Below are 17607 nucleotides of genomic sequence, written 5' to 3'. Positions count from 1 at the left end.
TCCCTTTTCTTTGCAGGATAGAGGTCATTTGCCTATCGGGAGATTAATTATAAACTCCGTTCCCACACTAATCTCCGAATTAACACTAATTGTACCTCCATGTTTTTCTACTACAATTTGACGAACGATCGCCAATCCTAAACCCGTCCCTTTTCCTACTGGTTTAGTAGTAAATAGATGCTCGAAAATTTTGGCTTTCACTTCCTCAGACATTCCTTCGCCATTATCAGCAATCGAAATTTTCACCATTTCACTTTCTACCATTGTCCGAATCGTAATCCGATTGGGATTAGTTTTAATCTCAGCCCAATCTCGTCCTTGATTAGATTCATCCAAAGCATCAATAGCATTGGCGAGAAGATTCATAAATACCTGATTTAATTGCCCCGGAAAACAATTAATGGCTGGTAGATTTTCGTAGTCTGTGACAACTTCAATTGCCGGACGATGCTGGTTAGCTTTGAGGCGATGGCCTAAAATTAGGATGGTACTTTCAATCCCTTCATGCAACTTAAATTTCTGTTTTTGGTTATTATCGGCACGGGAGAAGCTGCTGAGACTTTTACTAATTGACTTAATGCGATTACCTGCATCTTGCATGGCTCTGACTAATTTGGGTAAATCTTCTCGTAAATATTCTAGATCGAACTTTTCTAATTCTTTCTCAACTTCCTTCCCTGGATGGGGAAATTTATTCTCGTAGATATCGATCGCCCCCAACAGATCCTTGCTATAATCTTCGACGGCACTAATATTACCCACAATGCAACCCAGAGGATTATTAATCTCATGGGCAACCCCCGCTACTAAATTGCCCAATGCAGACATTTTTTCACTTTGCACGATTTGTAACTGTGCTTGTTGCAATTCCTGAAGAGCTTGTTCGAGTGCTTGAGATTTTTGTTTGATGGCAGTTTCAGACAGTTTGCGGCAGGTGATATCTCTAAAATACCAAATTCGTCCCCAATATGCTCCATCAGATGAGTTGACTGGAGATGATGTCCTTTCGATAACTCTGCTGTCTTTAAGATGGAGTTCGCAGTGACTGGATTCATTGATATGTTCGTATAAATACAAAACTTTCTTTAAGAAAGCATCTGGTTCTACCGTTTGATTCATTGCATAGGCAAGCATCGAAGGATAGTCGCGAACATTTCGTAATTCTGGCGGAAATTTCCATATATCTAAGAATCGCTGATTATAATAATTAATTTCATAGTTCTGACTGACTACTAAAATTCCATCTAAAGAAGATTCGCGCTGTGCTTCTAGGAAAGCTTTATTTTGCCGTAAGTCGATTTCTGCTTGTTTAACTTCTTTGAATAGGCGAGCATTGTAGGCTTCCGCATCTTTTTTTTCAGCTTGAATTTGATGGCGTTCAATAGCTATCCGAGCTAGATAAGTTGCTACTTCTATCAGTTTGCAATCGTGGGGAGTCAGACCACTAGGTTTAGGTTGATACATCGCTAGAGTAGCTAATACTTGCCCCTCTGCACCTAAAATTGGAGTGGATGTACAAGACCGCAAACCGTAGTCTAGAGCCACACGATAGTCTGCCCAGAGGGGATCAGTAGCAATATCTTCAACTATTACAGTGGCTTTGCAATAAGCGGCTGTACCGCAGGAGCCTACGTTTGGCCCGATTTTAATTCCATCTACTAAATTGTTGTAGGCATTTGGGAGACTAGGAGCCGCACCATGTCGCAATCGTCCTTCAGCATCAAGAAATAAAAAAGAACAATAGGCAGGATGGTGAGATTGTTCTTCAATATAAAGTGCAGTTTCTTCTAACACTTTCTTTAAAGGCAATTCTTGAGTAATCAATTCCAAAATTCGTTTTTGACCATTGGAGAGGGCAATGATTTCTGCTAACTCCTGAGATTTTTGCTGGGCATTTTGGAGGGAGCATTCCAGTTCAGCTGCAAAATCCCGTACTTCTTGATATAGATGAGAATTTTGAATGGATATAGCCGCTTGGGTACAGAGGAAGTTGAGCATGAGAATACGATCGCTCGTAAAGACATGACTGGTAAATTGGTTCTCCAAATACAGTATGCCAATCAATTTCACCTGATTAATCAGAGGTAAACACAACGCACTTTTTGGTTGTTGTTGGTTCAAATATTTATCAACTATAGGCAAATCGGTTTTGCCATTATTAATGACTACCATTGCTTGGCTATTTTTGACATACTGAATCAGATGAATGGGCAGGTTAGTACTGGTATCCAGAGAATCTGCACAAATCTCAGTCACATTCGATGTAGCAGTAGCGACAACCTGCCAGACACCGTCAGAATTAGGCAATACTAAGGCACAGCGATCGCCACCGGAGTTTTGCAAAATAATTTGAGTAAGTTGACGCAGTAGATCGTGAAAATCAATAGTGCTGGAGATGCTTTGAGATGCTTTGAGGAGCGCAGCAAAATCTAGAGATGTATTGATGCCTGTAGTGGATGAATTGGTTTTTATTGAGGTATAACTTGAATTATTAGCATTACAAATGCTTGCTAGGGTTTCTAGTACATTCAAGGATTGGGAGTCGGACTGGAGAATAGGGCGCAGTAAATTGGGATAACGATATTCTAGATCGGCAGTTTTAGCTTTCGCTCCCCATTTGGCATAGCAATAGTATGCTTCCTGCATATATCCAGCCGCAACTTTTTCTTTCCCCCAACTCAGATAGAATTTAGCAGCTAGTTCATTACTGAGTGCTTCTTCATAAATATACTCATTAGCTTGGGCTGCGATTATAGCTTGTTCATATAAATCAATCGCTGTAGTTTTTTGCTGATTTAGCCGTGCTTTTTCTGCTTGTATTAGTAGACACTTATGAAGAATATTTTCTGGACAGGCTGCTTGCCAATTATTTAATTTTTCTTCTAGGGGAATAAGTGCTTGTAAATGGACTTGATGCTCTTGCTCATCACTAGCAATTTCAGCTAAAGCGAGATGCATTAATGCAATATAAAAAACACTAGAAGAAACTTTGGCATGAGTGGGAACGGTATTTTCAATCATGCTTAGTTGAGGGATTAAATCAGGGTATGTGGCTTTGTCGTCAAATAAATAAGCGTGGCGAATTTTCACAGAATAAAACCAAGCTAGATGATAAGGCGTATGACTGTATTTTCCTAAATATTCAGATTCACTAAAATTTTCATCATCAAAGCTGAAGAAATTTTTTGTCAAACCTAAGAGATTACGAATCGGTTGAATAACTCCAACTATCAGGGCCTCTAGGTTTTCTAAACTTTTGATGTGATGAAGAAAATCGGCATGGATTTTGGCGATCGCATATAATTCATCCAGTTTTTTACCGTAGGTGAGGCGATCAGAACCACTTAGCATCATAATAAAGCTAACTGTCAGCCAGTTTCCGGCTTCCATGCTATATTTGTAGGCATTTTCGTAGTAAATATCTGCTTCGCGAATTGGGCGACTCCAACTATGCACATCAGCAGCAAAAAGGAAATTGGTCATTCCCCGCACATCAGCATTATCAAACTCTTCGCAAAGCTGTACAGCTATTTCCCCAAACTGATAAGCTGTTCCAGAGTCTTTTAACACAGCATTGGCAATTAAGCCATAGCCAACATAGCCAAAGGGAGACATCTCGCTGTTACCATATTGCAAAGATAAAGTAGTCATCTTGGCAAGTGCTAGAAGCGCTAAGTTTGGTTGACCACTAACCCATGCAGTATAAAAGAGAATTTGTAAAATTCGCAGTATTTCTGCAATGTTGTCATCTTTCATCTTGGGAAGATTGAGAATAGATGCAATACTATGCTGCTCTAAAAATTTGTTAACTGCGACAATTTCTTGATTCAAGCCAGCTTGAATCAACTCTTGCTCTGTTGGTATTTCCCAGCCCAGTAATTGTAAACTTTGGCGTTGAATTAGTATTGCTTCCGCATTTCTTCCCTGAAGTTGATATTGAGTCATCTGCACCCGATAAATCACTGCTTTATCTAGGGGCGTTTGAGAGTAAGTGAGTGCTTCAGCATAAAAGGCTTGTGCTTGGTCAAAATTACCACACAGATAAGCTGCTTGTGAGCCATAACGGTGCAGATTGTAGATTAATTCATAGTCAGTTTGCCAAGCACTTACGGGTAATAAATTAATCCCAGTTGTACAATGATTTTGAGCTGCTTGATAAGCTGCAGAGAGTGTCGCTTTTTTTCCTGCTTGCAAGTTTAACTGAGCTAGTTGTTGTTTTTCCACCTGGGTAGAAATTACATCTTGTCCCAAATTAAATTGGTTGACTAAGTCAAAAATCCGTTCTAGTTGTTCCTGCTCAGATAACTCTTGCAATAACAATTGCCCAATTCTCAAGTGTGTAGCTTTTTTTTTGTCGTCAGGTATCAGTGAATAAGCCGCTTGCTGGATGCGATCGTGTAAAAATCTATATGAAGCTGTTACTTGTCCATTGTCATCGCCCAAATTACTAATGACTAATGAATCTTGTTGGTAAAACTTATAAACATCACAAATGGGTAAAATCAATCCTTCTTGTAATGCTTTCCATAAACTAGCTGCCATTTCTATCTCCGATTGTTCCGAAATAATTGCTAAAGTTGCTAAATTAAACTGATTTCCAATACAAGCTGCTAATTTGAGGCTATTCTGGGTTTCTAATGGTAATTTCTCTAACTGCAACGCCATAAAGATCGCAACATCATCTGTGAGTGCCTGTTGATTTACTCGTGCAATATCACATTGCCAACAACCTAATTTAAAATCAAATTGAATGATATTTTCTTGATGCAATGCTTTGAGAAACTGTGTTGCAAAAAACGGATTTCCTTGAGTCTTTTTATAGACTAATTGAGAAAAATTCAATGCTAATTTTTCTTTGCATTTCAATGTATCAGCAACTAATTTATTGACTTGTACTTGACTTAATGGTGTTAAGGTAATTGTATTAATTGTTGCTTTTATTTTTTCAATTTCACTCAAAGTTAACATTAATGGGTGTGCTGGATTAACTTCGTTATTGCGATATGCACCAATTAAGAATAGATAGTTTGTATCGGCCATTAATAACTGTATTAACTTCAATGATGCTGAGTCTGCCCACTGAAGATCATCTAAAAATATCGCTAAGGGATGTTCGGGTTTAGTAAATAATCGAATAAATTTTTGGAATAGCAGATAAAAACGATTCTGGGCAGCATTTCCTGATAATTCTGTGGCGGGAGGTTGCGCCCCAATAATCCTTTCTAACTCAGGAATAACATCAATAATGACTTGTCCATTATCACCAACTGCATTCAGAATCTGCGTTTTCCAAGTTTGTAACTGAACATCACTTTCACTGAGTAACTGCCCCATTAAATCTCGGAAAGCTTGGACAAAGGCAGAAAAGGGAATGTTGCGATTAAATTGGTCAAATTTACCTTGAATGAAATAGCCGTGCTCTCGGACAATTGGCTTATGAACTTCGTTAATAACTGCTGTTTTACCAATGCCGGAAAAACCTGCGACAAGCATCATTTCTGCTCTTCCTCCTACCTTAGTAAAGGGGGTCTGGGGGGGATTACTGACTCTTTCAAATGCTGCTAATAAAGTTTTAACTTCATTTTCTCGCCCGTACAGTTTTTCGGGAATAGTAAAGCGATCGGACAAATCCCTTTGAGCAATAGGGAAGCTCTCAATGCTACCTGTTTTTTGTAGTTTAGTCAAACAAGTTTCTAAATCAAATTTCAATCCCAAAGCGCTTTGATAGCGGTCTTCTGCATTCTTCGCCATCAATTTCTGCACAATTTCTGCGATGACTAGGGAAATTTCTGGATTGATTTGATTAACTAATTTTGGCTGTTTAACTAGATGACAATGTATCAATTCCATAGGGTCTTTTGACTGAAATGGTAGCTCTCCTGTCAGTAATTCATAAAATGTTATGCCCAAGGAATAGAAATCTGTCCGATAGTCAATGCCTCGATTCATTCGCCCTGTTTGTTCGGGAGAAATATATGCTAGGGTTCCTTCTAGTACATTAGGATTAAATAGGGTTTGAGTTTCTCTGGGTAATAGGGAAGCAATGCTAAAGTCGATTAATTTAACTTGTTTAGTTTGAGGGTTAATTAAAATATTGGCTGGTTTGATATCTTTATGAATAATTCGTTCGCGGTAGAGAATATGTAAGGCATTGCACAGGGCGATAGCTATTTCTAAAAAATCTCTTAAACAGCTTATCTTTTTCTCTTTAACCCATTCTTTTAGAGAAATTCCCCCAAAATCTTCCATCACCAAGATATAGCTATTCTCATAGGGTTCTAGGCTATAAGTTTTAATTATTTCAGAGTAGTTGATATTTTTGGCAATGGTATACTGATTGCGAAATTGTACTAACTCGCTGAAGGTGGGATACTCATTTTTCAGTAGTTTGATAACCGCAGGTAATTGGTCATTAGTACAGACTACCTGATAAACTAAAGTCCGAGTTCCATCATAAATTGTTTGGCTAATTTGATAGTTGAGAATTTTCTGCTTGGGGTTAAGATGATTGTTTTGGCTGGGGTTATTCATGGCTATTTTGGATTGAGATTTGATGAGTATGAAGGCCATGGGAAAGTTCACTTTTCCTTAATTGGTAAAGTAATGATAAATTCTGTTCCTTCTCCCCATTTAGAGTTAACTCTAATTATACCACCATGTTTTTCTACGACAATTTGACGAGCGATCGCCAACCCTAATCCTGTTCCTTTACCTATTCCTTTAGTTGTAAATAAATTATCGAAAATCTTGGCTTTCACTTCTTCAGACATTCCTTTGCCATTATCAGCGATCGTAATTTGCACCTGTTCATCTACTAATTGTGTCTTAATGGTAATTCGAGAATTGATTTCTGTATCTCTTTCCCCATCGGATTCATCTAAAACATCTATGGCATTAGCAATAATATTCATAAACACCTGATTTAGTTGTCCAGGAAAACAAAAAATTTCCGGAATTTTGCCGTAGTCGGTGACAACTTCAATAGCCGGACGATTTTCGTTAGCTTTGAGACGATGACGTAAAATCAGGATGGTGCTATTAATACCTTCATGCAAGTTAAAAGGTTTTTTTGTATCGCTATCAGCACGGGAGAAGGTGCGAATACTTTTGCTAATTGATTTAATCCGATCGCCTGCATCTTTCATGGAACTGACTAACTTTGGTAAATCTTCTCGCATATATTCTAAGTCGCTTGCTTCTAGTGCTTCTTCAATTTCTGCACCGGGTTGAGGAAATTTTTCGTTATAGAGATCGATGATACCGAATAGATCGTTAATGTAATCTTGTGTGAAAATGACATTACCGATAATGGAACCAATAGGATTATTGATTTCATGGGCTACCCCAACCACTAATTGTCCTAGCGCCGAGAGTTTTTCCTGTTGTACCAATTGCACTTGAGCTTGTTGCAGTGCCTGGGTACGTTCGTTTACCTGCTGTTCTAAAGTATCCGTCAGTCGCTTTAATCGCCAGTGGACTTTAACGCGAGCTAACAATTCTGCTTCTTCAAAAGGTTTGGTGATGTAATCAACTGCACCTAATGACAAACCTTTGACTTTGCTCTCAGTATCGGCCATGGCTGTCATAAACAGTACTGGAATCCCTTTAGTTTCTGGGTTTGCCTGAAGACGACAGCAGGTTTCAAAACCATCAATTTTCGGCATTTCAATGTCCAGCAGGATCAGATCTGGATGGTGGCGTTGCACTTGGGCTAGAGCATCTTCACCGTCAACTGCCATGCGGACTTTATAGCCAGAAGCTTTCAATGCTTTTGACAACACAGACAAATTAGTGGGGCTGTCATCCACAATCAAAATAAATGGTTGAGTTGGATTTGGCATGAGTTTCTGTTCCTGATTAAGTGAGGTAGTGTTGGATAAATGTCCGCAGTTGTTGGATTTCGCAAGCTTCTGCCAGGCTTGTCAGTTCTTGGGTAAAGGCAGCAGTATTGGTATCCTGAAGTTGTTCGGCGATTTCGATGATGCCATCAAGTTCTCCATCTTGGGCTAATTCCCAGAGTTGCTGCAAAATTTCTGTTTCAGGTGGCTGTATTTCATCTGCAGCAACCTCAACATTCTGCTTTTTAGTGTTATTGGTATCATAAATCCAATCTAATTGCAGATATTTTTGTAGAAGTTCTAGTAAAGTTTCAGCTTGTACGGGTTTTGGTAAGAAATCATTCCCTCCGGCATCTAGGCTTTTGTGGCGTTCGACATCAAAGACACTGGCGGAAGAAACGAGAACAGTTTGGTTTTGCAGTTGGGGATGAAATACCCCTTCGGAGTCAGTTCCTGAACGCAACTTATATAAAAAATCAAACCCATTCATTACAGGCATGGATAAATCAGTAATAATTAAATCCGGCGATGTTTTCAGTACCTGTTCGATACCCTCTTTTCCATTGTTGGCTTCGATAATTTCAAAGCCGATAGGTTCTAGAAGATTAATTAATACGGAACGATTTTCCCAACGATCATCAATGATCAAGATTTTGCGTTTTTCGCCTTTGACCAAATGGGAAGCAGTCGGTGTTTCGATCGCCACTATCCATGGAAGCTCATCACCAATAGTGATCTTGTGCACGTAAAATGACTTTCTCCAGAGCCGGACTTTAGCCATATTAGGAATACTCGGTACCCAAAGGTAGCTATTTTGATCGAGCTGATAAATTTCACCATTCCGGTCTCGATCAAAGGTTTGCCCTACTTTCAGTTCATCGCGAGTGGTAGTAATGACGCGATCTTGTATATCTAATAAACTCACTAGCTGAGTTGATGTAGACTGACTGGATAGCCATGTTTTTTTCAGGGCACTTACATCAATTTCTGCAACAAATTGGCCCACCAGGTTGTCATCTTGCCAAATGGGTATACTCTGAAAGATAGTCGGTGAATTGGATATCATCATCATCTCAGAGAGCATTGGCTGTTTTGCTGTGAATAAAGCCTGAAATGGTAAACTATTTAGTTGAGTAAAATTTTGATTGGCGTTTTCGACAGTGGTTGAATTGAGAATCTGCCCATCTGTGTCTGTAATGTAAAGATTACGAAAATCAGGAATGGTTTGTTGAGCAATTTGAATTATTTCCTGGAGCTGGGAACGGTTTGATCTATTCCGGAATGGATAGCTATCTTGAATATTGGATGCGAGTGCTTGCAACTTCTCCTGGTTGTGATGATACCAGTTATGTAGATCGGAACTGACATTTTTTCTGGTGTCTTCTAGCCGAACTAAAACGTTGTTCTCTTGAGCAGAGGTAGCATCCTGACAGTTCCAAATAGTCAGTACCATTGCTGGTAGCAAAACAAAGGCCACTAGCAAATTAAGGATGGTCTGCTCAAAGGCATGAGTTTTAATCTTCTTGATACTAAACCATTGAGCAATGGGTGTGTGAGTCAGAATCAGACTAGCAATTAAGGCATTGCAAATTTGATTGAGTGGATTTTTGAAAGAAATGAATAAAACACTTTGAGGGGGAATGTTAGCAACAAAGATATAGAGGAACCACAGGAGTGGAAATCCGATAATTCCCCAATAAAAAACATCGAGGAGCAATAAGTTGCTGCTGCGCCGTCGCAGTCCCCAACCGACAAAAATCGCTTCTAGGGTATAGAGAATAAAGGCAGAGGGGTGATGCCACAACACAATTGTATAGGAGCTGGAAATCACGGCAGCAAGCGTGCCCCAGCCCAACCCGTACAGTCTGACAACTAGCATGGTAAAAATACTGCCAAATAGCCAGTCTATATGAAGAATTATGGGGATTTTGAAGTAATTACCCATATACCCTGCCAACAGCAGGCAGAGCAAAACAATTGTTGTTCTCAACCGATTTTGGGACTGATTTTTGTTTCTGTGTAAGTTCCAAGATTCTGCAATATTTCCTGCCATTGTTTCCTTAATTAATGTTAAAATTTTTTATTAAAATAAAGTTTGATAGAATTGTGCTAGTAATATCTAACGCAGTAGCATCGATGTTATTCAGTATTTAAAGATTGTAGGGCTAATGGCCATTTGCTAACGTAGAAGCTCTCCACTTTAAATATTGCAGAGCAAAACCCCCTTACGCATTGTATGAAGATCGAAGGAATTATATTACTCCGATTTATCGGGAACCTTAGCCAACAAATTTGATATAAGATTTCGATACAGTTTCAGTGATTCTTTCATGTTTTTATATTGTATAATTTAAAATAAGGACTTTTTTGTAAGTTTAAAGAAATGTTTACTGAAGAGGAAGGATGATTGTAAATTCTGTTCCTTCTCCAGGGTTTGAGGCCACATCAAGATTTCCTCCATGTTTCTGTTCGATGATTTGACGGGCGATCGCCAATCCTAAGCCCGTCCCTTTTCCTACACCTTTAGTTGTAAATAAGTGGTCAAATATCTTGGCTTTAACTTCTTCATTCATTCCCGGACCATTATCAGCAAGAGAAATTTTTACTCCTTGATTTTCCACTGACGTTGTAATTGTAATTTGGTTATTATTCGCCTCAATTTCTGCAAAAGTTCTACTTATATTTGATTCATCTAACGCATCAATAGCATTAGCAATAATATTCATAAATACCTGATTTAATTGACCGGGAAAACAATAAATTTTTGGTAAATCTCCATAATTTTTAATTACTTCAATAGCAGGACGTTTTTCGTTAGCCTTGAGACGATGTTTGAGAATTAACAGAGTACTATCAATGCCTTCATGAATATTAAAAGGTACTTGATAATCTCGATCTGCACGAGAAAAAGTACGCAGAGAAGTGCTAATATTTTTTAATCTGTCGCAGGCTATAGCCATCGAATCAATCATTTTCGGTAAGTCTTCTAAACTATAATCCAAATCTATTTCTTCCGCATGGTCTATAATTTCATCACTCTTGTTGCTCAGACTTTCTTGATATAATTGTAAATGTTGAATAATATCTGCAATAGTAGGTTTAGCTTGTTGGAGACTAACAGAAATAAAGCCTAAAGGATTATTCATTTCATGACCTACTCCTGCTACTAAATTACCCAGTGCCGACATTTTTTCACTCTGGATCATCTGTAGTTGAGCTTGTTTTAATTCTTCTAGTGTTGTTTCTAATTCCAGGGATTTTTTAACTACTGCTGCTTCAGCTTTTTGACGTTCTCTCAATGCAGCTTGTTGTTCGGTAATATCTCGTATAATTGTTAAGCCATGTAATTTACCTTTATATATAAAAGGTACTGCTTTAACTTCAACATCAAAAAAACTTCCATCCTTACGTTTACCAATTGTTTGAGTATAAAATTCTTGGCCTGTTCTTAAGGTTGTTAAAAAGTTGCTGAAGAGATGAATATAATCTGGGTGTATAAAATCTACTGGTTTTGCCTGCAACCATTCCTCTTGGTTATAACCATAAATCTGGTAAATAGTTGGATTAGCCGCCACCAATTTTCCTGTTTCTAAGTCGCGGATATCTAATCCATCATTAACACTTTCAAAGATACTGCGATATTCCTCTTCCTTTTGAGCAATTTGCCGATTTTTTTCTTGCTGTTGAGCGTAGAGTTGAGCATTTTCTAAAGATATGGCTGCTTGAGCAGAAAGTAAATTAATTACTTGCAAACTTTTATATGTAAATACCCCTAGAGTTAAGTTATTTTCTAAATATAAAATCCCTACTAAATTTTCCTGATGAATCATAGGAGTACAAAGCACACTTTGGGGTTGATGTTCAAGCATATATTCTCCTATTAAACCGGGAATATTCGTTTGACAATTATTGATGAGAACTGTTTGTTTAGTGTTTTTAACGTAATGGATAATTTTGATGGGAATATCTGGAGAATTATCTAATAATTGTGAAGCAAGAGTTGTTTGTATTTTCTGTTGAGAAATCAAAGTAATTCCTTTGACTTGCCAAGTATGAGCTTGAGGCAGCATCAGTACAGCTTTTTTTGCACCAGAGTTTTCGATAATAATACGAGTCAGACTGGTAATGAGTTGGTCTAATTCCAGAGAAGAGGAAATAGCTTGAGCAGCTTTCAATACAGAAGTAAAATCCAAAATATCGGAAAGATTATTGTTGTTAGTGCCATTAGTATAAGTTGATGATAACATCTGATTCAAGTTAATAGTTTCTGTTGGGTTGAATTGGAGGCTTTGTTGTTGGAGGATGGGTTGGAGTAATTGGGGGTAAAGTTTTTCTAGGTCATCAGTTTTGGCTTTTGCTCCCCAACGAGCATAACAATAGTATGCTTCTTGCATATATGCTTGGGCTACTTTTTCTTTACTCCAGTTGAGATAAAACTTGGCTGCTAGCTCATTAGCAAGTGCTTCTTCTTGAATGTATTCGTTTTTTTTGGCTCCAGAAATAGCCTTGTCATATAGCTCTATTGCTTCTAGTTTTTCTCCCTTAATTCGGCAAATTTCTGCTGCCACTAAATCCACTTTATGTTGGTGGTTCATGGGAGCATAGTTTGCCCATTGTTGTTGCAGTTGTGTTTGATTTTTTTCTACCTGCTCTAATACCTTGTTCTGCGGTTGTTGTAGATTGAAAGCAGCTATAGCGGTCAAAGAATCATAGAAGTAAAATACAGGTTCCCCAATTGTGCCAGCAGCACCAATTAAATAGCGATCGATCTCAATGGCATAGTTTTGAGCAGATTCTATTTCCCCAAATAAGTAGCAAAGCATCAACTTACACATATAGAAGAAATGCAATCCAAATAGATCGTTTGCTTCTATTAGCTGTGGCAGAAATTCTGCTTCCTCAAGCGCTTCCCCAGATAAAATAGTCGGATGCTCCGTGACTCCCAGCAAATTTAACATTGCTTGCCAGTAAATTTGACAGTAATTGGCTGTTATCAATTGATTCAGTTGCAAAAACTCATTGCAGTATGCCCTAGTTTCTTCTTTCAAACTACCAAGGGGCTGACCGCACCAAAAAGAATTCCAACAAAAAACATAAGCATTACGTCCAGCAAACTCTAAGTTTCCGACTTCTAAGGCAGTTTTATAGCCCTCCTGTAGAATTGGTAGTGTTTCTTTCAAATGAAATTTACGGTGTAAGATGAATAGCCCAATTACATTTAATACTCCTGGTTTGGCTGCTTTAAGATCGAGTTGGGAGACGACAGAAACTGCCAACTGACCAAACTTCACACCTGTATTAACTTCTTGCATCATATTACTAGCTATGATGCCATAACAGGCATAAGCAAAAGCTGAGGCGGATGTCTTTCCATATTGAATTGATAGTTTTACTGACAAGGCGATCAGTAATGTAAACAAAGGAGAACCCATAGTATAAGCTGCTGCTATTATGCTACTAGCGATTTCAACAATAGCAATTTTCTCCAAATTTTTCATCTGAGGTTGATACGCTAAGTCTTTTATTTCCCGGTCTCCAATTAATGGATCAATCTCTGCAATAGCTGTTTGAATATCTTTTTCTGTAACTATTGCGGGGAAAATTACACCCAGTTGTTGCAATAAATTTTGACCAATGGCAATGGCTTCGACCAGTTTACTCTGAGAAGAATTTACTTGAATTTTAATTCGGTAAACATTGATTTGTTCTAATAAAGTGCCAGCTTTGGCAATGACTGTCTCAATCAACTGTTCCATCGCTTCAAAGTCACCGCATAGCATTGCCAATTCTGCTGCCAAGTCATGGAGTGCTAAAGTCATTTTGTATTGTCTTCGCCAAGAATTTACTCCCAACATTAATAACCCCGTGTTGGCATATTCTCGACCTGCTTGATAAGCTGTTGCACTTCTGGCTTTGCGACAAGCAATTAAATTCAGTTCGGCTAATTCATCTCGTTCTTTTTGTTCACTAATTAAAGTTTTTCCATAATTTAATTGATTAACTATCTCAAAAATTCGTTCTGCTTGTTCGTTCTTGGATGTATTCTGGAGTAACTGTTGACCTATTTGATAATGAGTTGCTTTCTTTGACTCTTCAGGTATCAGAAAATAAGCTGCTTGTTGGACTCTGTCATGCAGAAATTTATATCTAACTGTCTGGGAATTTGTTTGAGTAAATGTTTGATTTTCTTGTCCTATATAAAATTTATAAATATTGCCAGTGGGCAAAATTAAACCTTCTTGTAAAGCTTTCCACAAATAAGTTGCTGTTTCTATTTCTGAGCGTTCTGAAATAATTGCCAAAGTTGTTAAATCAAACTGATTACCAATACAAGCAGCTAACTGTAATATATGTTGAGTTGATTGTGGTAATTTTTGTAACTGCAACGCCATAAATTCTACCACATCATCTGTAACTGCTTGCTGAATAATTTGGGTGATATCACATTCCCAACAACCTAATTGAAAATCAAATTTAATCAGTTTTTCTTGATGCAATGCTTTGAGAAATTGTGTGGTAAAAAATGGATTTCCGTGACTCTTTTGAAAGACTAATTGAGAAAGTGGTAGAGCTAATTTTTCTGTACATTTTAGTGTGTCAGCTACTAAATTATTTATTTGTATTTGATTTAGCGGTGCTAAGGTAATTGTGTTGATTGTTGAGCAAAATTTTTCGATTTCATTCAAAGTCAATATTAACGGATGTGCTGGATTAACTTCGTTATCCCGATATGCTCCTATTAAAAACAGATAGCTTGTATCAGTCATTAATAACTCAATTAATTTTAACGATGCCTGGTCTGCCCATTGTAAATCATCTAAAAATATCGCTAATGGATGTTTGGCACTGGTAAAAACTTGAGTAAATTTTTGGAATAATAAATTAAATCTATTTTGAGCAGCAGTACCTGATAATTCCGGTATCGATGGTTGTTCGCCAATAATTTTTTCTAATTCAGGAATAACTTCAATAATTACTTGTCCATTTTCTCCTACTGCTGATAATATTTTGCTTTTCCATTGTTGGATTTGAGGCTCAGTTTCTGTTAATAATTGCCCGATTAAATATCGGAATGCTTGTACGAATGCACTGAAGGGAATATTTCGTTGAAATTGGTCAAATTTGCCTTTAATAAAATAACCCCGTTGCTTCACAATGGGTTTATGAACTTCGTTAACAATTGCTGTTTTTCCAATACCTGAAAAACCAGCGACTAACATTATTTCTGTTGTTCCCTGACTGACTCTTTCAAATGCTTGGAGCAAGGTATTTATTTCGGTTTCTCGTCCATAAAGCTTGTCAGGAATCATAAAGCGATCGCCCACATCCCGTCGGCCAATTTCAAAGTCTTCGATCTGCCCTGTTTGTTGAAGTTGCATTAAACAATTTTCTAAATCATATTTTAACCCTAATGGATTTTGATAGCGGTCTTCGGGATTTTTAGCCATTAATTTGGCCACAATTTGTGATAATACGGATGGAATTTCTGAATTAATTTCCTGAACTAATGGTGGTGTTTTGGCAATATGACAATGTAGTAATTCCATGGGGTCGTTGGATTGAAAAGGTAATGACCCTGTTAATAATTCATAAAAAGTTACTCCTACTGAATAAAAGTCTGTACGATAGTCAATGCCCCGATTCATTCGGCCTGTTTGTTCTGGGGAAATATAAGCAAGTGTTCCTTCTAATACATTGAGATTGATTAATGTTTGAGTTTCTTTTGGTAGTAAAGATGCGATACTAAAGTCAATTAATTTAATTTCTTTGGTGTGGGGATTAATTAAAATATTACTCGGTTTGATATCTTTATGAATAATCCGTTCGCGATACAGGATTTCTAAGGCATTACACAGAGTAATTCCTACTTCTAAAAACTCTATTAAAGATAGTTGTTTTCCCTTTTTTATAACCCATTCATGAAGAGAAATACCGCCAAAGTCTTCCATGACCAAGGCATAACCATTTTGATAGATTTCTAGGCTATAAGTTTGGATAATTAGAGGTGAGTCGAGATTTTTAGTAATAGTATATTGATTGCGAAATTGTACCAGTTCGTTAAAATTAGGGTAAGGATTTTTCAGCAGTTTGATAACTACAGGTAATTGGTCACTCTGGCCATACCCTCGATAAACTAGAGTTCTAGAACCATTGTAAAGTTCTTGGCTGATGTGATATGATAAAAAATTAACTCTATTGCTAACCATACTGCTAAATCCTGCTTCTTTCTAAATTTAGTATTTCAAAAATTTTGAATTGGTTTACTAAATCATAACAAAAAGCGATCGCAGTTAATATTTGGCCTAGTGATAGAAATACGGAGTGACTTTATATTCTTCAGTTTTATAGCGCTAGGGAATAGGGAATAGGGAATAGAGTAAATCTCCGAAGGCGGGTGCTAAGAAACAGAAAACCCCTAACAGTAATGTTAAGGAATACCGTGCTGTCTTGTAGAGCAGCGTCGGGAGGATGTCAAACCGAAATACTTGACATTTATGGAATTAACGATCAAACTCCGTTCCAATTTCTTAGAGAATGCTACGCAAACGCGATCAAACTCCGTTTTATCCGATTTTTGAAACTAGGCAAACAATCAACGAAGGCACAAAGCAGAATGATTATAGAAGAATAGCGAAAAACGAGGTGCATGATAACGGGATTTGGTTTTATACCCTTGTTTCTTTTGATCGCAGGCAGAGATAGGGCAGAAGGGACTCCTGCTCTCTACCTTTCCCGATCGCTAACGTTCCTGCAACCAACTCAATAAATCTTCCAGACTATTGAAGTCTAAAAAATCTTCCCCTAAATTATCCAAATCTGCCACAGATAAATCTTCAATTTGACTAATTATTGCTTCCGGAATTTCTCCAAAACGCTTTTTAAGTTGACGTATTACTAATTGCGCTCTCCCTTTTTGTTGGCCTTTTTGTTCCCCTCTTTGTTCCCCTTGTTGTTCGGCATAAGTTATCCGTCCCCTTTCATCTTGCATCAACATTCCTCGGCGATCGACTAGGTCTAATTCTTCCGCTGTCATGTTAATTTTATTGGCAATATTTAAAGCCTTTTCTATTTCCAAAACTTCCCCTAAATTCTCTGGGATACTATCCAAACTGGTAGCCTCTTTCAGAAAATAAATCCACTTATCACTCAAACTATTTAACTGAGACAAAGTTTTCTTAAACTTGGGCAATTCTACAAAAAATAGTCGTAATTCTTCTTCTAGACATTCAATTTTTTTTTTCTTATCCTGAAACACGAATTCATTGATAACATCCTCAGTATCTTTAAATAAAATAAAGTCCGTAATTGTGACGGCTATCGCTGGATTTAGTAGAGGATAATTCTCTCCAGTTTCTAACTGATTAGCATAGGCTTTAGCTAAGTTATAAGCTACCCGTTTATTAAAAGCAGCCATTCGCGCTACTTGCATTTCAATAACTACTATAGAACCATCTACTAAAACAGCTTTTACATCCAAATAAGTATCTTTTAATGAGATTACTTGACCGGGATTAAAAGGATTAACAATTGTCAAAGACTGAATAGTTTTTTCTCCCCCATAAATTATGGCATTGAGAAAGCTAATTAAGATATCTTGACTTTGTTGCGAACCGAAGATTTTTTTAAAAGCATAATCTATCTTAGGACTAACAAATTTCATAGTATTTTTTCTCTCAATTAATTTCGTAACGTTCTTTTTTCAAATTGGTATTATATCATGTCCGGATTATGTCGTTTTCAAGGTGAATTTGCGTAAGTCCTGACTTAT

General features: G+C 37.4%; 5 protein-coding genes. All 5 read right to left on the bottom strand.

Features of this window, described 5'->3' with window-relative positions; all coding sequences use genetic code 11:
- Positions 1-24 precede the first annotated feature (24 nt).
- The 5 genes from AC3DU7_RS06810 to AC3DU7_RS06790 all read right to left on the bottom strand — a co-directional run bounded on the left by AC3DU7_RS06810 (position 25) and on the right by AC3DU7_RS06790 (position 17499).
- Positions 25-6531, bottom strand: coding sequence for an AAA family ATPase (locus AC3DU7_RS06810; RefSeq protein ID WP_488038600.1), 6507 nt, complete (start codon positions 6529-6531; stop codon positions 25-27).
- 47 nt (positions 6532-6578) lie between these two features.
- On the bottom strand, positions 6579-7841 hold the full coding sequence (locus AC3DU7_RS06805; RefSeq protein ID WP_488038599.1) for a hybrid sensor histidine kinase/response regulator: 1263 nt from the start codon (positions 7839-7841) through the stop codon (positions 6579-6581).
- A 16-nt stretch (positions 7842-7857) separates the two neighbouring features.
- The gene (locus AC3DU7_RS06800) at positions 7858-9891 is read right to left on the bottom strand and encodes a response regulator (RefSeq protein WP_488038598.1); all 2034 of its coding nucleotides are present in this window, start codon (positions 9889-9891) and stop codon (positions 7858-7860) included.
- Between the two features lie 334 nt (positions 9892-10225).
- Complete coding sequence (locus tag AC3DU7_RS06795; RefSeq protein WP_488038597.1) at positions 10226-16045, bottom strand: ATP-binding sensor histidine kinase; 5820 nt, start codon at positions 16043-16045, stop codon at positions 10226-10228.
- A gap of 533 nt (positions 16046-16578) precedes the next feature.
- Positions 16579-17499, bottom strand: coding sequence for an Rpn family recombination-promoting nuclease/putative transposase (locus tag AC3DU7_RS06790; protein WP_488038596.1), 921 nt, complete (start codon positions 17497-17499; stop codon positions 16579-16581).
- Positions 17500-17607: the final 108 nt, after the last annotated feature.

This window comes from Okeania sp., assembly GCF_983059655.1.
This window is presented reverse-complemented; position numbering and strand designations above follow the sequence as displayed.